Here is a 24,171-nt window from a genome sequence, read left to right on the forward strand (position 1 = left end):
TCGGAGACTATTGTTTTTTTCTCGAAAGCTTGGCCCGATAAATATAATCGATAATCCGAATGAATGAAGGAATTGAGGAGTTTTCCCAGGAATTCCTGTTCGAAATTGAAACGGCCGTAAAGAAAGAAGAGCCCGTCTCAATAATCACCTATGTCTTGAGCAATAATGGCGAAGCTAAGCTCAAACACCTAATTTACAGCGTTTTAGCCAAGTATGGAAGAGAAGATCTGATCGAACTTCTTTTTACCTCGGCAAAGGAATTGATCGTCAATGCCACTAAAGCGGCGATTAAGCGGGTCTTATTTCGCGAATTAGGCTTAAATATCGACGATCCGGATCTTTACGACCAAGGAATGACTTCCTTTAAAGAAAACCTAGTCAGTCGTAAGTTTCCGTATTATCGACGTAAAATGAAGGAAAACGGTCTCTTCGTTAAAGTGACATTAAGTTTTAACCGAAATCGAATTATTCTTCTCGTTCAGAACAATTTCACTTTGGCGTTAAGAGAAGAAAAAAGGATCCGAGAGAAGTTCGTGCACTCTAAAGAATTTGACAATCTCTTCGAGTACTATATGAAGTACGGAGATACGACCGAGGGTGCCGGAATGGGTATCACCATGGTTGAGATTCTAGTAGCCCAAAGCGGCTATGACAGGCATTTGTTTACCATTTACAGCCGCAAGTCGGAGAACCGCACAGTTGCTCGAGTTGAGATTCCCTTGAACGAGAATTACGTGCCAAGAAGACATCGATATCAAAAATGGTTACAAGAGAAGACTCGAAGTTTCTCAGGATAGGGAAAAGTCTTAGTATCGATTGGACTTAGGAAGTATGGAACAAAACTCGCAAACCAGTAAACTCCAAGAACAGGCAAATTTAATGAACCTGGCTTTCGAATCCGTCCTTACCGAGGAGCAGGCAATCGAACTGATCCAAGGAAAATTAAAGGATGCATACCTTATAAAACTTCGGATCGACGTTGAAAATAGGGCGGGCATCGTTGTCGGACTCATCTCCAGATTTAAACATGAGTTCATAGAATTATATTCTTTATTCTCAAATTCCTCTTTAATTCGTAAAATCAGAACGTTCGAAGATTTCGGACAGATAACTCATGATATGGCGGAAGCAGCTAGGGAAGAAGCTGCGGATCCGGGCTTGTCCGAACAAATCGGTCGAATTCTACATACGAAATTAAACAAACAAATTTTAGAAAATTATTATCCACTCTGGGAACGAAACGATACTACGGCGCTCGTTAATCTTTTAGAAAATCAAGTCAAGTTGGGCATGAAGATCAACATGGTGCGGGTACAAGCAGACGTAGAGTTCGTATCGAGCATCAGAAATCGTGGAAAAAATATTTTTGCCGGAGTTCTTTCTCCGATCCTCAAACCCCCCGAAGAAGGAGAAGCTGCCGCTCTATCGGCGGGAACTTTAGATCCTGAAAAAGCTGCCGTTCAACGTCAAATCGAAGCGATTCGGAAAGGATTCGGTCGAGTGGTAGCCGCAAAGACTATTCTTTCCCCGGTAAACGGGATCGATTTCGACGATCTGATAGAAGGCGATAAGATATTATTCCAACTTCCGAATAACTCGCCTGAAGAGAAAGCTTTGGCGAAAACTCTGGGCGCAATAGATCAAAACGGAAATACAAAACCCGTGGTCGGTTCCTTCATATCGATTGCTTCGGGCAAGAATGAATATCATATTTTTGCAAAGGGTCCGGCTGGCGTGCTATTGCAGGCGTTTGAAGAAAGTCCCGTTCGCTTAGCGCGCCCGAAAAGCGCCACAACCCCGAGACCTCCGGGGATGAGCGGAGGTAAGTCAGCGTCCGATTCCGGAAACACGCTCAACTACTTTATTATAGTCGGCGTAGTGCTTCTTGCAGGGCTTTTAGCTTTTATTCTTTTAAGATAGCTTTCACTTATCGAGTTTTCCGTCTTAGCGAAATTACCGATTGATACCTTCGTTCGGATTTTTTCGAAGCTTTAACCCAACCGAGACATCCTCTCTTTGAAAAATTCGAAAAGAATTTTAGTTAATTACGTTTTTCTTCTACACTTAACGATAGGTTTCGATTTATCTTGACAGTTCCCTCAATGAGTCTTATAAAAAATTAAATAAATTATTGAGGTTTTTATGGCAGCTAAATTTGAAGTGTACACCGACAAGGGAGGCAAGTTTCGCTTTCGCTTAAAGGCAGGAAACGGAGAAATTATCGCAGCTAGCGAAGCTTACGAATCTAAGCAGGCTTGCCTACACGGAATCGAATCCGTAAAAACCAATGCGGCATCCGCTCAAGTTGTGGAAGTGGAATAATTTTCGTTTTCGAAACCTCGATTAAGGCCGATCTAAAATGGAACCCATCTGAACGAATTTATTTCGTTAAATCTCTTAAAAGATATATCCGAATCGGCTTTGATTTTCCTTTTACGGAAACTACTCCCTTCTTGAAATTGTTTTTTAGGAATCGGAAGATCGCGTGCGACCAGAACTATCGTCGACACAGTCAGTTAGGAAAGCAATTTTCGGTCTTCGCCATTAACCGACGACTAAATTTACTAATTTACCCTGGACGTATATTTCCTTGCGAATTTGTTTTCCGTCTAAGAAAGGACGTATTTTTTCCAGAGACTTCGCGAGTTTCAAGGCTTCTTCCTGGCTTATTTCTTTCGGAACTTTGAAATCGGCCCGAAGCTTTCCGTTCACTTGAACGACTATCAAAACTTCATCATCGACTAGATATTTCGGATCCGCCGTCGGAAACGCTTCGTAAGTCAGGCTGCCCTTTTTACCGCTAAGTTCCCATAGTTCTTCGGAGATATGAGGAGCGAATGGGGCGACCAATAGAAGGAATGGCTCCAGGATTTTACGCGGTCTTCGTTCGCTCGGAGTGAATTCATTCACAAAAATCATCAATTGCGAGATTGCGGTATTGAATGAAAAATTATGAATATCATCTTCGATCTTCTTGATTGTTCTGTTCAAAATACGAAGTTCATCTTCGTTCGGATCGACATCGTCTAAACGAAATGATTCATTCGGACTTGCATGGTACAATCTCCAGACCCGATTAAGAAATCTAAAAACGCCGTCCACTCCTCGAGTGCTCCAAGGTTTAACCATTTCAAACGGACCCATAAACATTTCGAATAGCCGCAAACTATCGGCACCGTAATTTTGAACAACCTCATCCGGATTGATGACGTTTCCGAGAGATTTGGACATCTTGCGTTTGTCCTCTCCCAAGATCAGACCTTGATGAATCAATTTCTTGAACGGTTCCGGCGTGCTTACATATCCCAAATCGAAGAGAACTTTATGCCAAAATCTGGAATAGAGAAGGTGGAGAACGGCATGCTCGGCACCGCCGACGTATAGATCCACCGGCATCCAATCTTTTTCCAATTTGGAATCCACGAATCCTTTCGGGTTACTCGGATCAATATATCTTAAATAGTACCAGCAGGATCCGGCCCATTGCGGCATAGTATTCGTTTCCCGAACGCCGATTTCGCCGGTTTTGGGATCCTTGTATTTAAGCCAATCCCCGGCTAAAGCTAAGGGAGATTCGCCAGTACCGGAAGGTTTAAATTCCGCTAAATTCGGAAGTTCTAATGGAAGCTCGGACTCATCGATCGGACGAGTTACTCCGGAAGGATAGTGAACGAGTGGAATCGGCTCTCCCCAATATCTCTGTCTCGCAAATAACCAATCTCGCAACTTGAATTGCGTTTTGCGCTTACCGATTCCTTTCTTTTCCGCCCAATCGGACGCTTTGATAAAAGCATCTTTATATCCGAATCCGTCAAGGTTCACTTCGCCGGAAGAGGAATTAATACACTTGGATTCCTTTGAATCAAAAGCTCCCAGGGAAATCTCCCCTTCGATAACGGGCAAAATCTCCAGCCCGAATGCTTTCGCAAATTCGTAATCCCGCTGATCATGGGCCGGAACAGCCATGATAGCGCCCGTTCCATATCCGTACAAAACATAGTCTCCGATCCAAATCGGAATTTTTTTAGAAGGATCGGCAGGGTTTAGAACGTAAGCTCCGGTAAATACTCCGGACTTTTCCTTTGAAAGTTCGGTTCTATCTAGATCGCTCTTAAGAGACGTGGATTTTTTATACTCTTGAACTTTTGTCCACTGATCCTCGGTTGAAATCAAATCGACTAGCGGATGCTCCGGAGCCAATGCCATATAGGAGACGCCGAAAATCGTATCGGGTCGGGTAGTATAGACTCGAACTCCGCCGTAGTTATAATCCTTCTGCGCCGAAAGCGGAATCTCCGATTTTGATACTGCCGCTTCGAATCTCGATCTTGTACTCGGTTCGAAAGGAAACGTAAGCTCCAATCCTTCGCTTTTACCGATCCAATTTTTTTGCATTTCCAGAGTCGATTGAGGCCAAGTGACAAGGGCTAAATCCTCTAGTAACCGTTCGGCGTACGCCGTAATTCGCATCATATATTGGCGCATCGGTTTTCGAACTACTTCATAACCTTTGCCGACCCATTCTTCCACTTCCTCGTTAGCAAGAACGGTTCCCAAACCTGGACACCAATTTACCGGAATCTCAGCTTGATAAACGAGGCGAAACTTAGATAGAATCGTTTCGCGTTCTAATTCGCTAAACCTAGACCAATCCGAAGATGTAAACGACTCTAAATCATCGAATCCGGAAGATCCGTTTGTCGTAAAACGTTCAACCAGCTCGCCGATCGGTCTCCCCCTTTTTGCGGAGAAATCGTACCAAGAGTTGTAGAGTTTTAGAAATATCCATTGAGTAAACTTATAGTATTTCGGGTCGGTCGTCGATATTTCCCGATCCCAATCGTAGGAAAGCCCGATCAATTTGATTTGGCGGCGAAAATTGTCGATATTTTGCTTCGTTGTCATCGCCGGATGAATCCCCGTTTGCATCGCATAGCGTTCCGCCGGTAATCCAAACGCGTCCCAACCCATCGGATGGAGGACTTCAAAACCCTTCATCCTCTTAAAACGTGAAACAATATCGGTAGCGGTATATCCTTCCGGATGCCCAACATGCAATCCTGCACCTGAGGGGTAAGGAAACATATCTAAACAATAGAATTTCGGCTTAGAAGAACGGAGGTCTGTTTTGAAAGAAGAATTCTTCTCCCAGAAGGATTGCCATTTTGGTTCAATTTCCTTGAACGGATAGTCCATACCGAGAGGTTTTTTACTCCGGTCCAGAATCCAATTCTTTTTTGAGAATATCCTTTCTAAGATAATCTTCTAATTGAACCGTTAGGGATGTTTCTTTAGAACTTTCCATCAGGAAAAGAGGAACCTGAGTTAGGTTTTTCGGTCTGAAACGAAGAAAGCCGGTCGAAAACCGGCTTTATAGTCGTTCTTCTTTGCCAAGGAGGCTCAGACGGTGACACAGGATACTTGTTTTGTAGTATTTTTACTTACGAACGGAATCGATTACTTTAATTAATCTACGAAAAGCTTGATTGAGACAATCACGACAGAGATCGTATTGAAAGAGATGAGGAGTTAACTTACCACATCCCTTGCAAGACAGCTTCTTTTCATGAGCTCGATTAATTTCCGCATCCTGTTCGTTCAAATCCGTCACTGTTAATAATTGCATTTTGCTCCCAGAAAATTCCATCGAGGTTCTTTTTATTTACGGAGTGTCAATAAGTCTGAGATCAGTTTCCTATTTCAGAACCGACTCTCCGAAGGTCGAGAGTTACTTTATAAAATCGACCGATTCTAGAGTCAAAAAAAATTAAGAAGAGCGATCGCGAAAATGCCAGTAAATTTTTCGAAAAAAAATTCCAAGCTAGCTCTGGACTGGAATAGTTTTTCAAGTGTAAGTTTTTTGATGATGAAATAAATTTCCATCAAGTGCCGAGTTTAGGTCAGTCAAAGGTTGAGGAAGGTATCACGTTGTTATCAATATCAAAGTTAAATAAATCCTACACGATCGCGGGAGAGAAATTCCGCGTATTAGCAGATGTAGAATTCGAAGTAAAAGAAGGAGAGTTCGTCGCGATCGTCGGTCCTTCCGGTTCCGGTAAATCCACTTTGCTAGCGATCTCGGCAGGATTAGATAAAGCCGATAGTGGAAACGTGATTTTAGACGGCGTATCGCTTATGGATAAGAAGGAGGATGAGCTGGCAAAGATCAGAGGAGAGAAGATCGGGTTTGTATTCCAAAACTTTCAGCTGATCAAAACGTTAAACGCTCTGGAAAACGTATCTCTTCCACTTGCTTTGACAACAAACCTTTCCGAAAAGGAAATTCAAGAGCGGGCAAAATTTTGGTTATCGAAGGTTGGAATGGAACAGAGAGCTTATAACTTTCCTAGTCAATTATCAGGTGGAGAAGAGCAGAGGGTCGCTATTGCGCGATCGTTCATCCACGAACCGAAATTATTATTTGCGGATGAACCGACGGCAAACTTGGATAGAAAGAACGGGGACAGAATCATGTCTTTATTAAAAGAACTGAATAAAACCCGAAAATCGACATTATTGGTTGTCACTCATGATCCGCAGGTGGCGGCGCTAGCGGATCGAATTTTGGAAATGCGGGACGGATCTATTATGATAAATCCTAAACTAAAATCCAAGAAAGCCGGCTCTGCAGCTAAAAAGAAGGCCGTCCCGAGGAGAAAGAAATGAATCGAAATTTCTTTATTCGAGCGATGTTTCGGGAAATTAGGTTCAGAAAAACCTCCTCTCTACAAGTAATCTTAGCGGTGGCTCTCGGCACCGGGGCCGTTCTCGCCGTTCATTCCTATCGGGAGCAGCTTTCTAAAGCTATCTTAAACGAGGCTAAAAATATCCTTGGCGCGGATTTAATCGCGACCTCTAGTTCGCCGCTCACGGATGAACAAAAAGCCTTCTTGGATCGAATACTACCTAATGGGACAAAATCCTCCGAATTAGTTCAGTTTCCATCCATGCTACGGAATCCTGAAACCCAGGATTCCGCCCTATCTCTTATCAAAGCTATCAAAGGAGAATATCCGTATTTTGGCGATATCGTAACTTCTCCTCCCGGCCTTTACAGGAGATTGAAGCCCGGAGAAGTGCTGTTAGAAGAGAGTTTAATCAAAAATCTCAAATTGAAAGTCGGGGATTCGGTACAATTAGGAGAATCATTACTTCGGCTCAAAGGAAGGATTATAAAGGAACCCGGACTTGCGGGAAGTTTTATGTCGATGGCGCCGAGCTGCATCCTTCATAAGAATTCTTTGGAAGCGACAGGTCTTGAACAAAGAGGATCCCGTATAAGTTATCAGAATCCGATATTGCTTCCGACGCAATCCGATGCCTCCGTATTCAAAAAAACTAATTTTAAGGAATTCGCCAAAAATGATCTCATTCTCTATGAAAGTACCGAAGCGAATTCTGGCTCGCAAAAATTTTTAGCGAATACATTGGATTTCTTTTCACTACTCGCACTTTGCGCTTTTTTCCTTGGCGGCATTTCGATTCTACTCTCTAGTCGGGCAGGAATCCGAACTAAAGCGAATGCCTTGGCAATTTACAAGTGCTTAGGAGCGAGCCCGAATTTAGTCGTGACCCTCGTTATAGGAGAGCTGTTATTGCTATCTACGATCGGAGCAATTTTAGGATTTGTTTTGGGAATATTCGTGCAATATCAAATTCCGAATCTTGCCTCCAAAGAATTCCTCTTTCAACCTGAAATGATTCCGAGCGCTCGCACTCTACTCTGGGGATTCGTTTTAGCCTGGGTTGTTCCGTTGGCTTCCGCTTGGGATTCGCTGGCAAAAACGAGAACGCTAAGTCCTCTCTATGCGCTTCGCGCCGATTTTGCCGATGAACTGGACACCGTTCCGAAATTCGAAATACGGCAAGTGATTTCTTTCGTTTCGGTTTATCTTGTTTTTTTCGCCTTAGCATGGTGGGAAACGGGAGATTGGATCAAAGGAATTCTTCTCTGCAGCTTACTATTGTTCCTGCCATTGCTCATTTATGTGGGAACTTTATTTATCAGAAAAATATTATCGTTCGTATTGAATAGATTCGAATTCGGCCCGAGCATTCGTATGGCATTACGAAAATTAGATCGACCTCGAACGGGGTTATCCTGGGTTTCAGTCGGATTAGGTTCTTCTTTATTCGTACTTTTGCTGAGTCTATTTGTAAGCGATAGTCTTCTTGAGTATAGCGGTGCAAAAGACAAAGAAAGAAGACCTAATATGTTCGTTATGGACATTCGCCCCGAGCAACTCGATTTCTTTTTACAATCAGCTTCGAATCATCAAGCGGATAAATTACTTACTTCCCCGGTGATCGGAGCCAGACTCGCCCGAATCAACGGAGAAGCGATCAAGAAAGAGGAGGTAGAAGAATCTGCGCTTAGAAGGGATTGGAGGTCGACAGCAAGGACTAGGGAATACTTTTTATCTTATCGCGAAACTCCATACCCGACCGAGAAAGTTTCAGACGGTGATTTTTGGAGGAAGGGAGAAGAAGATCAAATCTCGGTGGAAAAGGAATTTTCTAAAAACCTGAAAGTCGAATTAGGAGACAAACTCACTTTTTCCATAGGTGGCGTCGAAGTCACTGGAATCATACGCAATTTTAGAACCGTAAATTGGTCGGATATGAGACCGAACTTCGTTGTGATTTTTTCAAGAGGTATTTTGGAAAAAGCGCCTAAGTTTTTTCTCAGTTCGTTTAGAATCGAGTCTCCCGAAGAAAGATATAACCTTCAAAAGGAATTATTAAATGAATTCCCGAATCTTACGGTTATCGATACGGAAAAAGCTGTTCAATCCTTTCTCGGTATACTCGAGAAAATATCCTTCGCGATTCGATGGATGACCGGACTAATCGTCGTTTCTTCCTTACTATTGATTTTAGCTTCCTTGGAACTAAGCCGGAAGGAACGGTTGGAAGAAACATCGCTTTTACGGATTCTCGGTGGAACTAAAGCGTTTTTAGGAAGATATTTTTTGGGAGAAGCTCTCGTACTTTCGCACACGTCGTTTCTCTTGGCGTTCGGATCGGTCTGGATAGCCTCTTCTTTGCTCTCCGATTTTATTTTCGAAATAGAAAGTACGGTTCCTTGGCTGGAAGTCGCAATAACGTATTTCGCTACTAACATTTCCGTAGTGGTTATGTATTTTACGACTCTTCGAGGAGAATGGGACCGAAGTCCGACTCTGTATCTCAAAGAAGTATAAACTACCTGAGAGAAAGCTCCTTTCCTTGCGTGGGAGCTCCAACATATGGAGTCCAAAAAAACGCATTGCAAAAAAAAGAATTATATGATATTAACCGAAGTTTGACTCGCTTCGGTACTTCCGCCGATCCGGCCCCCGCCCAAAAAGGGTGGGGACCGCAAAAAAATTACCGCAGAGCGAAAATTCGATCCACAGTACTATCCGAGAGAATCGCAGAACAAACCTTCGAGTTAGAAGCTGTGGGGCAAGAAGCTGTTCCGGTCACTTTACAACCTTTATTCTCGCATTTCTTACGCGTGTCAAAAGATTCCGCTCCGGAGAATCTACAATAATCCCGACAAGAGTCGGAACTCCCGACCGCACACAAGTAACAACCGTCCGCAGAAATTGGTGAAACAAAAAACAGGGTTGAAAAGAGAGAAACGAATAGAGGTATAAAAAACTTAACTTTCAAATCGGATTTCCTATTTGATTCATCGGATTAAGATATTTGATCGGAAAGATTTGTCAAGTTTTGGCCTGGCTCCACTTTCAAATCACTTCTTCTTTTCACCTATTTTATCTTCCAAAAACTCCGCAAAATCGATTTGTCCGCTGATGAACCGCAGATTGTACCGACTTTCGTATAAAAGAAGTGCGCTTGCTAAGAACAAAAATACACCGCCTAAAAGCGCGACGACCGTCGCAATCCATACAAGTTCTGAGCGAAACGCCATAATGATTCCAAGGCTTAGGCTTGAAGTGACGAAAAGCGAAGTGGCCATATATAACGAGGCCATTGAACGCTGAATCAATCCCGCTCTTTTTCTTTGGATCTTTAGTTGTGATTTCAGATATCCCAGCCTTTCCGTCGGATAGGACAATCTTCCCTCGACGAGAGATTCGATTTCTGATTTTAGCAGGTTGACTCGATCGAAAATTCTTCCGAGACGATTTGCCGTCGAAAAAATTAAACTTGCGCTTGCGGAAATTAAAACGGCCGGCGTAATCATTCCGGCGAGGATTTCCGAACCGGGTAAAGATGGAAACATGCCTCTGAATTCACTCTAACGGTCCGGTTTGTCCACCTTAATCCCGATTTCAAATTCCGTCTAAATATCCCGAATAAGGATCGGAATTAAATCGGATAGTAAATTCATAAAAGGAAATAGCATTCGCTTATGACAACGATTCGATATCTGCAAGGGAAAGATTTTTCCTTCGAACAATTTCGAGACTTGTACGAATCCTGCTCGTTAGGAAAGCGCCGACCTATAGAAGATGAGGCAAGATTTCGCGGGATGTTGGAGAATGCGAATTTGATTTGGACTGCTTGGGACGAAAATCTACTCGTCGGAATTTCTCGCTGCCTAACCGATTTTACTTACGTCTTATATTTGGCGGATTTGGCCATCCGGGAAACGCATCAAAGAAAAGGGATAGGTAAGGAACTTATTAAAAAAACGAAATCGTCCATTCACGAAAAGGCCAAAATAGTCCTAATGGCCGCTCCCTCCGCAATCGGTTATTATCCGCATCTAGGATTCGAACGGCATCCGGAAGGATGGATTTTAGTTTAGCATAGGATCTTTCGTATGCTCCACGAAATACTTATACAATCCGCCCTTACTCCGTAGGGCTTCCTGCCAGGTAGTTTGCGGGTCGGCGGTGAAAATCCACTCAGGCTTAGGTTCATGAACCACCCAAGATTTTCGTTCCATTTCTCCATCTAACTGGCCGGCGCCCCACCCCGAATATCCTTGATAAACGTTAAAGCGAGTCTTCGTCGGAGATTCTAGAAGCTCTACCAAAGCTTCGAAACTTCTCGCCAAATATACTCCGGGAATGACTTCCACTCCAGGCTGCTTCAATTTCGGATTGTCGTGCAGAATGGAAACGAAAGTAGGATCCACCGGACCGCCCGAATATAACGGAAGTGTTCCATCGACGCTTTCCGGTATCCCTTGAATTACGTCGTTTAAGGAAACATCCATTTTTTTATTTAAGACCAAACCGAACGCGCCGGCTTGATCCTGTTCCACCATCAAAATAACGGTACGATTAAAATAATCCGTTACGATGGACGAATTCGAGATAAGGACTTTGCCGCCTAAGTTATTTTCCATAATCTATTTTTAATTATTATGAATTTCTTTCAGGATCCGGTAGGCGATTTCCAAAGTTTGTATGTCGGATTGACCGTATACGATAGGCTCGGTTTCTTTTCGGATACATTTCACGAAATGTTCCTGTTCTTGCTTGAGCGGATTATCTTTGTGAACGAATATCTTTTCGACGATGGATTCCTGACGGTATTTTATCTCGCCGGTTCTTAACAGAATATCGGACGTAGCTTGACGATGCAGTTCTATTTCCTGATCGGAAAAATCCAAAGTAATGTATACGTCTTGCTGGGTAACGTTTAACGTTCGAATTTTGGATTGAGTGCAACGACTCGCGGAAATATTCGCGATAGTTCCGTTTTCAAAATGTAGGACTACTGCCGCTATGTCTTCATGCTCGGAAACGACTTTCGTTCCGACGGCGCTGAGATGTTTTACCGGCGACTTTACTAGATTCAAAACGATGTCGATATCGTGTATCATCATATCCAATACAACCCCAACATCCTTTATACGAGGATTAAAGGGCGCCAATCTTCTTGACTCGACCAAAAGGGGGTTTGTGGCGATTTTTCCGAGTTCCAATACCGCCCCGTTAAATCGCTCAACGTGACCCACCAAAAGTACGAGGTCGTTCTTTGTGGATAATTCGACGAGTTCTTTCGCTTGTTCCAACGTTTCGGCAATCGGCTTTTCAACAAGAACATGCTTTCCCGCTAGTAAAGCTTTCTTTGCAATCTCATGATGAAGGAAAGTTGGAACCGCCACAATGACGGATTCCACATTCTTGATTAAATCATCTAACGACGAAAAGGCCGCGGTTTTATGTTTTTCGGCCATTTGTTTCGCTCGTTCGATGTCCGCATCGTAGATTCCGACAAGAGCAGCGTCGCCCAAGGTCTTAGCCACGTTCACGTGATACTGGCCCATATGACCGGTGCCGATGACACCGATTTTGACTCTATCGGTCATGAATTTTCCTTTTCCTAGGTGTTCTATTTATTTATTGGAGAAGATCTTGCCTTTCGGTCCCGGAAGTCCTTCACCAGATTCTCGTGCAAATTCTTCGATGAGTTCCCGCTGCCGTCTTGTTAGCTTCTTAGGAATTTCAATTCGAACAATGACATGTTGATCGCCTTTACCATAGCCGCCTAAATAAGGAATTCCGTGACCTTTCAACCTAAATACTTGGCCTGACTCGGTTCCTTCCGGAATCTTCATTTTAACTTTCTTTCCATCTATGGTAGGAACTTCAATATCCCCGCCTAAAATAGCCTGAGTCAGACTGATTTTTTTGTTTAAGATTAAATCGTTGGCTTGGCGTTCAAACAACTCGTGTTTCTTAATATGCGTAACGACATACAAATCCCCGTGCGGTCCGGCACCTGGGCCAGCTTCGCCTTCTCCCGTTACCTTCAAGCGGCTTCCCGATTCAATACCGGGGGGAATTTTAATATTGATTGTGCGTCTCTTTTCCACCAGACCTTGTCCATGACAGGTCTTGCATGGATTGGAAATGATCGTTCCTTTACCGCGGCAAGTACTGCAGGTAGTTGCAACGGAAAAGAAGCCCTGGGATCTTCGAATCTGTCCTGATCCGCCGCAGTCCGGACACGTGGCAGGTGTACTCCCTTTATTCGCGCCGGAACCACCGCAGTCGGTGCAGGTTTCTAACCGAGGAATTTCGATCTTGTATTCACGACCCAAGGCTGCGTCTTCTAGAGAGACCTCTAGATTATAGCGAAGATCGGACCCTCGTTGAGGGCCCCCTCTTCTAGAACCGCCGCCGCCCGGTCGACCACCGCCGAAGAAGTCGCCAAAGATATCCCCAAAATCTCCGAAGATGTCGGAAAAATCCGTATAGGCACCTGCGCCAAAACCCGGTCCTCCGGCACCTACACCCGCCTTGCCATACTGATCGTAGGCCTGACGTTTTTTTGGGTCCCGAAGAACTTCGTATGCTTCGGTGGCTTCCTTGAATTTTTCCTCGGAGGCCTTATCACCCTTGTTTTTATCAGGGTGATATTTAATGGCTAGCTTCCGATACGCAGCTTTAATCTCGTCATCGGTCGCGCCCTGGGATACGCCTAGTATCTCATAGTAACTTCTTTCACTCATCGGCTATTTACTTTTTCTCATCGTCTACCACGGTATAGTCCGCGTCCACGACCTTTTCCCCGTTCTCTTGAGTTTTCTCACCGGCTTGTGAACCGTTTTCTGCATTCGGCTGGGCACCTTCTGCAGGTCCGCCTTGCGCATAAATTTTGGAGCCGACTTCCGAAGCGATTTTAGATACCGAGTCCTTGGCTGCATTGATTCTTGCTATGTCGCCGGATTCAATCGCCTCTCTCGCACGTTTTACTTCGTCTGTAGCTAATTGCTTTTCGCTCGCTCCTAATTTATCGCCCGCATCTGCGACCGCTTTTTCGAGCGAGTATGCGAGGGTATCAAGTTCGTTCTTCGCTTCGACCAATTCACGAGCAGCTTTATCGGCAGCAGCATGCGCCTCGGCATCTTTCACCATTTTGGAGATCTCATCTTCGGACAAGCCTGTAGAAGATTCGATACGAATCTTTTGCTCTTTTCCTGTTCCAAGATCTTTTGCGGATACGTGAACGATACCGTTTGCATCGATATCGAACGTAACTTCGATTTGCGGAACTCCGCGTGGTGCGGGAGCAATCCCGATCAGATCGAATCTACCCAAAGTCCGGTTATCTTTAGCCATCTCTCTTTCGCCTTGTAAGACGTGAATCGAGACCGCATTTTGATTATCCGCTGCCGTCGAGAATACTTGAGATTTTTTAGTAGGAATCGTCGTGTTACGCTCGATGAGCTTGGTCATAACTCCGCCTAAGGTTTCAATCCCTAGAGAAAGAGGAGTTACATCCAAAAGAAGAACATCGGAAACTTCTCCAGCTAAAACCCCGCCTTGGATAGCGGCGCCGATCGCTACGACTTCGTCCGGGTTAACGGAACGATTCGGTTCTCTTCCGAAGATCGCTTTCACCAGCTCTTGAACTGCCGGAATCCGAGTGGATCCTCCCACCAAAATCACTTCATCGACCTCGCTCGCCTTTAAACCGGCGTCGCGAAGAGCGTTTTCACAAGGAATCTTGGTTCTTTCAACCAGCGATCGAGTCAGCTGATCGAATTTGGCGCGAGTCAGATTCATATCCAAGTGTTTTGGACCGGTTGCATCGGCGGTAATGAACGGCAAATTGATCTGAGTCGACATCGTTCCCGATAATTCGATCTTAGCCTTCTCAGCCGCTTCTTTTAGACGCTGGACGGTATTCTTATCTTGAGAGATATCGATTCCGTACTGTTTCTTAAACTCGTCGATCATCCATTCCATGATGATCATGTCGAAATCGTCTCCGCCTAAGTGAGTGTCGCCGTTCGTGGATTTAACTTCGAATACGCCGTCGCCCAATTCCAGAATAGAAACGTCGAAGGTTCCGCCTCCGAGATCATAAACTGCAATCTTCGCGTTACTTTTCTTCTTATCAAATCCGTAAGCTAAAGCTGCTGCAGTAGGTTCGTTAATGATACGTTCCACTTCCAACCCGGCGATTCTTCCTGCGTCTTTAGTCGCCTGGCGTTGTTCGTCGTTAAAATAAGCCGGCACAGTAATAACGGCTTTCGTGACTTTATGTCCTAAATAATCTTCCGCGGTTTGCTTCATTTTTTGCAAAACACGAGCGGAGATTTCCTGAGGAGTAAATTCGCCGGTCGCAGTTTCAAATTTAACGCCGTCGTTTCCGCTGCGAATGACTTTATAGGAAACGTGTTTCATTTCCTGCTCCGCTTCGTTGAATCTACGACCTATAAATCGTTTCGCTGAACGAACCGTGTTAACTGCATTCGTAATCGCTTGGTTCTTCGCAAACTGGCCGACAAGAGTTTCTCCCTTGGCAGTAAAAGCAACGATGGACGGGGTCGTCCTCGCTCCTTCCGAATTTTGTATAACTACCGGATCTCCACCTTCCATAACGGCTACGCATGAGTTTGTGGTTCCTAAATCGATTCCGATTATCTTTTCCTTTGACATGATGGTATCTCCTTACTTGTCCCTATAAATTTCGTTTAAGCTCTCGGTTTCCCGATTCGGACCCTTGCAGGTCTCAAAGAAAACTTTTCCTCGTTGTCTTTCAGGAAGAAACCTGCCTGGTAAACCTCTACCACGGTTTCTTCGGCATACTGATCCCCTTCTTCGGAAGATAACGCTTCCATCGTTGTGGGGTCGAAAGGTTCGCCTTGAGGAAAAAAGCGATATACATTTGACTTTTCTAATACCGAGTAAAATTCCTTTAGTATCATAGCGACGCCGTCTACGAACGGTTTTAATTCCTCGGTGACGGTGGTCGTAGAACCGACTCGATCTAAATTGTCGATCGGATTCAAAAAACCCGCAACCATCGACCGCACAGCTTCCCGTTTAATATTAGAAAATTCTTGCGCAGTCCTTCTCTTATAATTCTGAAACTCCGCTCTTTCTCGAGCCCAAGAATCCTTTAGAGATTCTATTTCTTTTTTGGCAGCTTCCAATTCTTTTTGAAGAGAATCTTGGGTGGTTTCCGCCTCCGCTTTTACAGTCTCTTCCTGATTAGCAGAGTTTTCAACCGAACCCGCCAGGGTTTCTTCCTGATTCATTTTCTTCCCATTTCCTTGTACAGTTTCGTTCCGCGCTTTTTCGGACCCCGACTCCGCGTCTCCCGGGGCGCCGTGGGATCCATTAGTCGCAATTTCTTGTTCCTTCGTTTCCACGTCGATACTCCTAATTATTTACTAATTCGCGTTACCATTTCAGAGACTAGCTTGGACGTGAAGTCCACGAGCGGGAGAGCTCGATTATAATCCATTCTCTGTGGTCCTATAATTCCCATAGAACCGATCCTTTTTTCTCCCATTCGATAGCTCGAAGTAATAATGCTTACCCCGCCCATCAAACCGTCCCCGTCCTTGCCGATGACCGTGTAGACTCCGTCATGATCGGCATATTCACCGAACATTTCCCGCAAAAATCGCTTATCATCCAAGAGGGAGAGAACCTGATTGAGTTTCTCGTCCTCGTCTCTGAACCTTCCATAAAGATTTTTTAAACCGTCTATATAAACGCTCACTTCGGAATTATCAGGGGTCATCGCTGCGGAGAGGACTCCCGAAACTCTCGAAAAATCTTCAGGCCCGTCTTTCCGCTTCAAAAGATTCGGAATAACCGATTCTTGGATCTCGAACATGTCGTAACCTTTCGCGTTATCGTTCAGATATTTCGAGATCTGATACAATTCTTCCTGACTATAATTCCTATCCAAGAAAACGTTCCGATTCACTACCGCACCGGAACGCATAACCATGATCATTAATACTTCATCACCGTGAACATGGATCAATTCGACATGCTTCAGAGTATCTAAACTCTTCGCCGGCCCTAGCACAACCCCCGCCGAATTGGATAGGCTGGCCAAAACACTCGCAGTCGCCCTAAGTATTTGGTCCAGTTTGAACTGCATTTTCAGGTATTCCTCCTGAATTCGCTGCTTTTCCTTAATCGTTAGCTCATACAGAACGACCAATGAATCCACGTAAAAACGATATCCTCTCTCGGTCGGAATTCTTCCGCCGGAGATATGTCTGGATGCTAAATAGCCCATATCTTCCAGTTCTTTCAAAACTGATCGAATCGAAGCCGGGGATAGGCCTATATCGTGCTTATCGAACAAGGTTTTTGAGCCGACCGGGCGGTTTTCCACGATAAACTCGTCCACAGTGGCCTTGAGAATCATCCTATGTCGCTGGGAGAGTTCCATATCTTGTTCTCTTTAGCACTCTGTTCATTAGAGTGCTAATCCTTGATTCAAGTTTCCAAGAAACGTCAAAAAAAGTCAAGATTTTTGGATTTAAGAGGCGCCCTAGATTGAATCAAGGGGCGGGAGAATTTTTTACCTATAATTTAGCCCAAAAAGACCCGATCGAAAGTTGAAAATGACATAATTCCTAAAAAAGGGTTCGGACAAAACTCCTGTCGAATCCCGATATCTCTTCGGAAGTCGAAGTTCAATCGGACCCTTTCGATTCGAATCGATTCCTTCAATTCAAACTAACGTCGCAAAACCGTACATTAACTGGCATTCGCCTACGTTTATATTTTATCTTCTCGTCAGAAACACTCAAGAAGAATGAAATACCATCTTAAAGAAAAGAAAGACCGCTTTAAGGGGAAGTGCATGCTCGCAAAACTCAGATTCTACTATTTCATTTCATATTCTATTTTCGGTTCGATTCTACTTGTGACGGTTCTTTCCGGCTTATACGCGTTAGGGGCTTTGGCAAAAGAGAATATTAGAACTTCAATCATACTTTCGGGAGGAGCATTACTCATTTTCTCATTCGCTATGGGAATCTTCTCAGGCTCTCGGTTAGCCGATACTTTCTCCAAACTTCAAAATGCTTTCAAGGACGTTAGCGAAGGAAACTTAGGTGTAAGAATTTCTACGAATTCCAAAGATCTACTTTTCGATTTTTTTGAAAGCTTCCACAAAATGCTGAATGGGCAAGCGGAACTTATACATCGGATTCGAGTTTCGGCGCTGGAACTAGCTTCTGGTTCTAATGCAATGAAAACCGTCATCATTAATTTCGGATCGAACATTCAATCGCAATCTGCAGCGACCGAGCAGGTTTCCGCATCCATCGAGGAAATTTCCGGCGTTGCATCTTCGATATCCGGTATCACCCGCGAAAATTCCAAAAGTATGGGAAGTTTAATCGACGAGGTCGAGAAGCTTTCGGCTGCGATGGAGAAAACTAGAGGCGAAGTGGAAGGAATCCTAACTTCGTTTAAAGAAATTTCCCGGCGAGCGGAACTTGGAAAGAATTCCCTCCAATATATGAACGGGGCTATGGATAATTTAGCGACTAGCTCGAAGGAAATTTCAAAAACCGTGAGTACCATCGCCGACATAAGCGAACAAATTAATATGCTCTCGCTAAACGCAGCTATCGAAGCGGCAAGAGCGGGAGATGCGGGCCGCGGATTCGCAGTAGTCGCCGAAGAAGTTTCCAAGTTAGCAGATAGAACCGCGAGGAGTATTCGAGGAATCAGCGAGTTGGTAAAGAAAAACCGAAATGATATGCAGCAGGGAATGGAACGAATCGGAGAGACGACCCGGGAAATTCAGGAAATCGTAGGCACGATCGATCGGATCTCAAAGCAAATGGAGGAAGTATTTCATGCCGTCGCTGCTCAACAGCAGCTTAGAAACGCGGTTTTAAAAGAAGCCGATTTCGTCCGAGGAAGTTCGGAAGAAATCCGAAACGCGGTTTTGGAGCACAACGAAGCTACAAGCGAAGTCGTAACTTCGATCTCTTCCATAGGAAATCTTGCGGTGAACAACTCCGAAAGTAGTGATTTACTTGCGCAGAAAATTACCGACATCGCGAATACCGCACATCGATTGAGTGCAATAGTCGAATTATTTAAGATCCCCGAATTTCAAGAATTGAATGAGAATCTGGGCACAGAGCGTGATGATCGAACGTACGAGTTGCAATTTAGGTCCGAAATCGGAAGCGTGTATTATGTAAAAAAACAGGAATTATTGGAGGTCGTGTGGACTCCCCGATATAGCGACGAAAAATATAAGGAGATATTGTCTACGGCCTTGGATTCGGTCAAACGACACGGAATTTCTCGCTGGATGGCCGATACGAGACAAATAGGAATCATATCGCCGGAAGGACAACGATGGGTAAACGAAATTTGGTTTCCTGAAGCGAACCAATCCAGTCTGCGTAAAATAGCGCTCGTTATTCCCGAATCGGCCCTCGCGGCAATGTCTATAGATAATAAATCGATGAAATCTGGAAACATCCGGATGTACAATGCAGGAAGCCGAGAAGAAGGGATTAAATGGCTTTTGAAAAATTAGATCGATCGTTTCGATGCATTCTAATTCTTTGAATAAAAACTAACATTTAATGATAAACGAGATTAGGATAAATGCAGCAGTTTGAAAATGTGACGGTTCTCAAGAAAGCAAACGTATATTTTAACGGACAGGTGACCAGCCGCACTCTCCTCTTTGCTAACGGCGAAAAAAAGACTCTTGGAATACTTATGCCCGGCGATTACGAGTTTGGAACCGACGATCGTGAGATCATGGAAATAACCGAAGGCGATTTGCAGGTATTACTTCCGGGAAACGAAAATTGGCAAGAAATCAAAAGCGGGCAATCCTTCCAAGTTCCGGCCAAATCCAAATTTAAATTAAAGGTGAAAAGCGTCAGCGATTACTGCTGTTCCTATTTCAAAGAATAGAACTCCCAAAATTCTTAATTCGTTTAGCGCTTCACGAGTCGACCAATTTGCGGATTCTTATATAGGATCGTGTTGACAAAAAATCGACTCTATCGTATTCGTAATGCCGAGTCTGCCTAATCCGAGTTCGTTCGGAGCGGAGGAACCAAAATTCGGGGCTAACCGCAATTATGCGGGGGATATCTCTCAATCCCAGCCCGTCAGCTAACTTCGCAGGCATGGAGAGAAGACGATCGGGAGGGTTTCTCCTCCGGACTTCTTCCTACTCAAACTATCTTTTGGTCCGAATCATAAGTGCGGGGACCTTCAGCTCCGTATATGATTTGATCCAGAAGAAAATTTAAATATCGGAGGATCGCCGGATGAATCAGAGACCGGTTCGAAGCGTACTTGTATATGCTTTCTTTTTAATCATCTTCGGATTAGGGATTTTTGTTTCTCTCGGTCTAGGAAAATCGTTGGAAACGAATCTTCTTCCTTCGGTTAACGGAGGAAGCGAAAGACTAGTCACACCCCTTGAAATTCTATCCGAACTAGGAAAGAATCTTAAACAACCCGTAGCAATGCTGATTTTGCAGCTACTTGTCATCTTAGGAACGGCAAGAGCTTTAGGATCCGTATTAGCTTTTTTAGGTCAGCCTTCCGTTATCGGCGAAATCATCGCCGGAATTCTTTTAGGACCCTCGTTTCTTGGGATGTTTTGGCCGGAAGCCAGCGGCTTTCTATTTCCGAAAGAGTCCTTAAAGATTATTCAAGCTCTGAGCAACGTGGGACTTCTTCTCTTTCTTTTCCTGATCGGAATGGAATTGGATTTAAGCGTATTGGGGAAAAAAGCGCACGATGCGATAGTCGTCAGTCATGCGAGTATTCTATTCCCGTTTTTTCTAGGAACCGCCTACTCGTTGACCTTGTACGGAGATTTAGCTCCTAAGGGAATTTCCTTTTTGGTCTTCGGATTGTTCATGGGAATCGCCATGAGTATAACCGCCTTTCCCGTCTTGGCTAGAATCGTGCAAGAAAGAGGACTTACGAAAACTCCTCTAGGAACCTTGGTCATTACGTGCGCGGCGGCGGATGACATTACCGCTTGGTGTATTTTAGCGGGAGTGGTCGCAATCGCGCAGGCAGGAACGTTCGCGGGAGGGATCGTTACGTTGGTATTAGCGGTGATTTACGTTATCATAATGATCTTCGCCGTTCGTCCGTTAATGAAAAAAATTTCCTCGATCTATCCAAGTAAGGAAGCATTAAGACGTCCGATCACAGCGTTCGTATTTATGATTTGGCTTCTTTCTGCCTACACGACGGAGGCTATCGGCATTCACGCGCTGTTCGGAGCATTTCTCGCCGGAGTGATTATGCCTCCGCAATTGGAATTCAGGCGAATGCTTTCGGAAAAGATCGAAGATGTTAGCTTACTTTTATTGCTTCCGTTGTTCTTCGTTTCCACCGGACTAAAAACGCAAATTGGATTGTTAAATAGCGGGAACCTTTGGTGGATCTGCTTCGGAGTTATCGGCATCGCAATTGCCGGCAAGTTTATAGGCAGCACTGTCGCGGCCAAGTTAGTCGGACAAAACTGGAAAGATAGTCTGGCTATCGGCGCCCTAATGAACACAAGAGGACTGATGGAATTAGTCGTATTGAATATCGGTTACGATCTAGGAATATTATCCAAGGAAATCTTCGCAATGATGGTTCTGATGGCGTTAGCCACTACCTTTATGACCGGTCCAATATTAGATATACTTGATCTTAAATTCTTTTCTAAGGTCGTCGAATCTTCGAGCGCTAAAAGAAAAATCCTACTTTCCTTTGCGGCGCCTAGCTCCGGAGCCAGACTCTTGGAATTAGTGTCTTATTTATTTCCCGACACTAAGAAGAAAAATCCGGATACCGAAATTACCGCACTGCATGTGACTTCCAGCGGAGATTTGACTCCCACTGAAGCGGAAACGATAGAGCGGGAGGTTTTCGCCTCATTAGAGGAAAAAGGGGGCGAGCTGGGATGGAATTTCAAACGAATTTATAAAAACACATCGCTGGTAGCAAAAGAAATCCTGAATCAAACTAGGCAAGTTCGACCGAATCTACTTTTGATAGGAAGAGCTCATTCCATATTCTCCAAAAAGGACACCGTCGGCCGAGTTCGGTTTATAGTCGAAAATTCCCCGTTTCCGGTCGGTATACTAATTGATCGCGGATTTAAGGATGCGCGCAGGCTCCTCTTTCTGTTTTCCGGAAATCGGGACGCTTTTTTACGGGAATATTTCGAGTTTTTCTCGAATCTTTCCGGAAAAGAGAGCACAATCCTATGGACCGACGGCATGGCTCCGAAATGGGCGATTAGCTTACCGAAGAAAAGTTCACGATATCGGGTGAAATTACTTCAAAAACCCGAGTCCGAACTTATGCAGGAAGACTGGACGCCTTACGATTTGATCATAGCAAGTTGGGATTATTATAGGGAAATAGAATCTACGGAATTAGCGGCTCGGTTTCCGAGTATCTTGATTCTTACTAGTTAGCGGAGGGGAAATGAAAGTTTTGGTATCGTTCGCAAACCCGAAAATGGGAGCAAAACTATTCGGGCTTGCAAGAGCTCTCTTTTCCCAAGCCGAAGATTCGCTTTCCATAATAGCTCTTCACGTAGTTTCCGTGGAATCCGAAACCGAAGGATTTCCTAGATTGGAGGAAGACGAGATTTTCAAAGCAGTACGGGAAGAAGCTGCAGGTTGTGATTTCCAATTTGAAACTGTCGGCTTTCCGTCGGATTGGGTCGTGCCGGGAATTGTTGAAATTGCAAAAAGTAAAGAAATCGACTTACTACTGTTAGGTGCAGCTCGTTCTTTGTTTTCGGAAGGCCTCCTGGGAGGAAAAGTCGGGGACGTTTTACGGAAGCTCTCATCGATCGACGTAGCAGTGTTAGCCGATAACGGCCTGCACTCACCGATCGAGCCTGTCGTCTTAGCTCCCGGATTGGAATCTGCCGCAATATTCCCTTTATTACGAGGCCTTTCTTCATTTTTGAAAAATCCCATCCCTGTCTTTTCCGGTTCTAGACAGGAAGATTTCGGACTTCGCGGCTCCCATTCGTTTCGTCCGTGGTTGCCTTTCTCCCTAGCGCCGGATACGAAGAAGAATCTCGCAATCCTGGACTACGAAACGTATAAATCCTTTCATTCTATTTTGTTGGCTAAAAAGGATCTCTCGTATTTGATTTTACGAAGAAGTTTCTGAAAGATTCGAACAAAGCGGAATCCATCCTATCAATTTCGACGACTCGGTTTCGAATTCTAAAACAAGGAATTCAATTTCGACGCATAACTCGCGGCAATCCCTAAAAGAACGATCACCCAGGGCGACACATTCCGAAAAGCAAGCAGTATAAAAAGCGCAATCATGACGGTAAAATCCAAAGCCGAATGAATCGCGGAAGTCCAAAGAGGATTGTATAGAGCGGCGAGCAAAATTCCGACGACTGCGGAATTAATCCCGGCTAACATTCCTTGCATTTTCGTATTTTTACGAATCGTATTCCAAAAAGGTAAAAAACCCAGAATCAATAAAAACGCCGGAAGAAAAATAGCCGTCGTCGCAATGAAAGCCCCCCTAACCCCGTCTATAGTGGCGCCCAAATAACTGGCAAAAGTAAATAGCGGTCCGGGAACAGCCTGAGCGGCACCGTAGCCGGCAAGAAAAGTTTGTTCGGAAATCAGACCGTTAGGAACTAATTCCTTCTCCAAAAGAGGCAGGACGACGTGACCTCCCCCAAAGACTAACGAACCGGATCGATAAAAACTATCCGCTAAAGAAGCCCAAGGGCTTGTCGTTAGCAGGGGGAGCACGGGGAAGAATAGCAAAAAGAAAACGAAGCCGACGAGACATAGAATGGCGGTTGATCTCTTCACATTCACTTGTACCGCGGGCACATCCTCTACTTTTAATTCGGTGAAAAGAAACCTTCCTAGAAATCCTGCTGCGGCAATGAGAACGATTTGGCTAAGGGCGGTCTGCCAAAAGGATAAGATGACGGCCGCGGACAAAGCGATCAAAGTGTGATTCCAAGTCGTGATCAGCTTCTTCCACATTAAAAAAATCGCATGAGCCACTACCGACACGGCCACAACCTTCAAACCGTGAATCCAGATCGCATTTCCGAAATCGTATCGCAATAAGAGAAAGGCAAAGCAGGTAAGCGCAATTGCGGAAGGCGCCGTAAAACCTAACCAAGCCGCGATTCCCCCTCCGATTCCGGCGCGAATCGTTCCTATTGCAATACCCAATTGGCTGCTCGCCGGACCAGGGAGAAATTGGCAGAGCGCGACAAGATCCGTATACGCTTTCTCATCCAACCATTTTTTTACGACGACATATTCTCGATGAAAATACCCGATATGGGCGATCGGGCCGCCAAAGGAAGTTAGGCCCAATTTCAAGGAAACGAGAAAAATATCCAAAATTTTGCTGAGATCGCCGTCCCGATGGTTAGTCGACATACGTTCTTAAAATGAGGATCAAAACAGACTGACTATCCTTTTCC

21 protein-coding genes and 1 riboswitch are annotated in these 24,171 nt (G+C 44.5%); of the genes, 10 read left to right on the top strand and 11 right to left on the bottom strand.

The window, feature by feature from the left end:
- Window positions 1–59: 59 nt before the first annotated feature.
- The 3 genes from LEP1GSC058_RS12255 (at window position 60) to LEP1GSC058_RS12265 (ending at window position 2,322) form a co-directional block, all read left to right on the top strand.
- The gene (locus LEP1GSC058_RS12255) at window positions 60–797 is read left to right on the top strand and encodes a hypothetical protein (RefSeq protein WP_016550691.1); all 738 of its coding nucleotides are present in this window, start codon (window positions 60–62) and stop codon (window positions 795–797) included.
- A 34-nt stretch (window positions 798–831) separates the two neighbouring features.
- Window positions 832–1,920 (top strand): LIC10486 family protein, encoded by a 1,089-nt coding sequence (locus tag LEP1GSC058_RS12260; protein WP_016550457.1) that lies wholly within the window; start codon window positions 832–834, stop codon window positions 1,918–1,920.
- A 222-nt stretch (window positions 1,921–2,142) separates the two neighbouring features.
- On the top strand, window positions 2,143–2,322 hold the full coding sequence (locus LEP1GSC058_RS12265; RefSeq protein WP_016549887.1) for a YegP family protein: 180 nt from the start codon (window positions 2,143–2,145) through the stop codon (window positions 2,320–2,322).
- 222 nt (window positions 2,323–2,544) lie between these two features.
- Here the strand turns inward: LEP1GSC058_RS12265 and leuS are convergent, their stop codons facing one another.
- Both leuS and LEP1GSC058_RS12275 read right to left on the bottom strand, forming a co-directional pair.
- Window positions 2,545–5,196: a leucine--tRNA ligase gene (gene leuS, locus LEP1GSC058_RS12270; protein ID WP_016549702.1), complete on the bottom strand. Its 2,652-nt coding sequence runs from the start codon at window positions 5,194–5,196 to the stop codon at window positions 2,545–2,547.
- A 241-nt stretch (window positions 5,197–5,437) separates the two neighbouring features.
- Entirely contained in the window at window positions 5,438–5,626 is a 189-nt protein-coding gene (locus LEP1GSC058_RS12275; protein WP_016550503.1) for a hypothetical protein, read from the bottom strand.
- Between the two features lie 302 nt (window positions 5,627–5,928).
- Between LEP1GSC058_RS12275 and LEP1GSC058_RS12280 the strand changes: the two genes are divergently transcribed.
- Entirely contained in the window at window positions 5,929–6,666 is a 738-nt protein-coding gene (locus LEP1GSC058_RS12280) for an ABC transporter ATP-binding protein (protein WP_016550175.1), read from the top strand.
- A complete protein-coding gene (locus LEP1GSC058_RS12285; RefSeq protein WP_016549916.1) occupies window positions 6,663–9,203 on the top strand; it encodes an ABC transporter permease in 2,541 nt (846 codons plus the stop codon). Before LEP1GSC058_RS12280 ends, LEP1GSC058_RS12285 begins: the two co-directional genes overlap by 4 nt.
- A gap of 166 nt (window positions 9,204–9,369) precedes the next feature.
- Here LEP1GSC058_RS12285 and LEP1GSC058_RS20345 read toward each other — a convergent pair whose 3' ends face one another.
- Window positions 9,370–9,639: a hypothetical protein gene (locus LEP1GSC058_RS20345; protein WP_408605702.1), complete on the bottom strand. Its 270-nt coding sequence runs from the start codon at window positions 9,637–9,639 to the stop codon at window positions 9,370–9,372.
- Between the two features lie 100 nt (window positions 9,640–9,739).
- Complete coding sequence (locus LEP1GSC058_RS12295; protein WP_016549723.1) at window positions 9,740–10,234, bottom strand: DUF2721 domain-containing protein; 495 nt, start codon at window positions 10,232–10,234, stop codon at window positions 9,740–9,742.
- Between the two features lie 129 nt (window positions 10,235–10,363).
- Between LEP1GSC058_RS12295 and LEP1GSC058_RS12300 the strand changes: the two genes are divergently transcribed.
- Window positions 10,364–10,762, top strand: coding sequence for a GNAT family N-acetyltransferase (locus LEP1GSC058_RS12300; RefSeq protein WP_016550396.1), 399 nt, complete (start codon window positions 10,364–10,366; stop codon window positions 10,760–10,762).
- Here LEP1GSC058_RS12300 and LEP1GSC058_RS12305 read toward each other — a convergent pair.
- Genes LEP1GSC058_RS12305 through hrcA form a run of 6 tightly spaced genes read right to left on the bottom strand, consistent with a single transcriptional unit; the run spans window position 10,754 to window position 17,118 of the window.
- The gene (locus LEP1GSC058_RS12305; protein WP_016549458.1) at window positions 10,754–11,308 is read right to left on the bottom strand and encodes a YqgE/AlgH family protein; all 555 of its coding nucleotides are present in this window, start codon (window positions 11,306–11,308) and stop codon (window positions 10,754–10,756) included. The genes LEP1GSC058_RS12300 and LEP1GSC058_RS12305 overlap by 9 nt on opposite strands.
- A gap of 9 nt (window positions 11,309–11,317) precedes the next feature.
- Entirely contained in the window at window positions 11,318–12,277 is a 960-nt protein-coding gene (locus tag LEP1GSC058_RS12310; RefSeq protein ID WP_016549621.1) for a Gfo/Idh/MocA family protein, read from the bottom strand.
- 27 nt (window positions 12,278–12,304) lie between these two features.
- Window positions 12,305–13,423, bottom strand: a complete 1,119-nt coding sequence (gene dnaJ, locus LEP1GSC058_RS12315) for a molecular chaperone DnaJ (RefSeq protein WP_016550354.1) — start codon at window positions 13,421–13,423, stop codon at window positions 12,305–12,307.
- 7 nt (window positions 13,424–13,430) lie between these two features.
- On the bottom strand, window positions 13,431–15,359 hold the full coding sequence (gene dnaK, locus LEP1GSC058_RS12320; RefSeq protein ID WP_016550690.1) for a molecular chaperone DnaK: 1,929 nt from the start codon (window positions 15,357–15,359) through the stop codon (window positions 13,431–13,433).
- A 35-nt stretch (window positions 15,360–15,394) separates the two neighbouring features.
- Window positions 15,395–16,075: a nucleotide exchange factor GrpE gene (gene grpE, locus LEP1GSC058_RS12325; protein WP_016550519.1), complete on the bottom strand. Its 681-nt coding sequence runs from the start codon at window positions 16,073–16,075 to the stop codon at window positions 15,395–15,397.
- Window positions 16,076–16,089: 14 nt separating this feature from the next.
- On the bottom strand, window positions 16,090–17,118 hold the full coding sequence (gene hrcA, locus LEP1GSC058_RS12330; RefSeq protein ID WP_039948355.1) for a heat-inducible transcriptional repressor HrcA: 1,029 nt from the start codon (window positions 17,116–17,118) through the stop codon (window positions 16,090–16,092).
- A 369-nt stretch (window positions 17,119–17,487) separates the two neighbouring features.
- Here hrcA and LEP1GSC058_RS12335 point away from each other — a divergent pair, with 369 nt between their 5' ends.
- From LEP1GSC058_RS12335 to LEP1GSC058_RS12350, 4 genes are all read left to right on the top strand, one after another.
- On the top strand, window positions 17,488–19,239 hold the full coding sequence (locus LEP1GSC058_RS12335; protein ID WP_232224689.1) for a methyl-accepting chemotaxis protein: 1,752 nt from the start codon (window positions 17,488–17,490) through the stop codon (window positions 19,237–19,239).
- 71 nt (window positions 19,240–19,310) lie between these two features.
- Window positions 19,311–19,628, top strand: a complete 318-nt coding sequence (gene ppnP / locus LEP1GSC058_RS12340; RefSeq protein ID WP_016550218.1) for a pyrimidine/purine nucleoside phosphorylase — start codon at window positions 19,311–19,313, stop codon at window positions 19,626–19,628.
- 103 nt (window positions 19,629–19,731) lie between these two features.
- Window positions 19,732–19,861, top strand: a riboswitch (cyclic di-AMP (ydaO/yuaA leader).
- Window positions 19,862–19,990: 129 nt separating this feature from the next.
- A complete protein-coding gene (locus LEP1GSC058_RS12345; protein WP_016549485.1) occupies window positions 19,991–22,156 on the top strand; it encodes a cation:proton antiporter in 2,166 nt (721 codons plus the stop codon).
- 10 nt (window positions 22,157–22,166) lie between these two features.
- A complete protein-coding gene (locus tag LEP1GSC058_RS12350; protein WP_016549966.1) occupies window positions 22,167–22,868 on the top strand; it encodes a universal stress protein in 702 nt (233 codons plus the stop codon).
- Window positions 22,869–22,924: 56 nt separating this feature from the next.
- Here the strand turns inward: LEP1GSC058_RS12350 and chrA are convergent, their stop codons facing one another.
- Window positions 22,925–24,127: a chromate efflux transporter gene (gene chrA / locus LEP1GSC058_RS12355; protein ID WP_016549951.1), complete on the bottom strand. Its 1,203-nt coding sequence runs from the start codon at window positions 24,125–24,127 to the stop codon at window positions 22,925–22,927.
- Window positions 24,128–24,171 lie beyond the last annotated feature (44 nt).

Source organism: Leptospira fainei serovar Hurstbridge str. BUT 6 (genome assembly GCF_000306235.2).
GTDB classification, from domain to species: domain Bacteria; phylum Spirochaetota; class Leptospiria; order Leptospirales; family Leptospiraceae; genus Leptospira_B; species Leptospira_B fainei.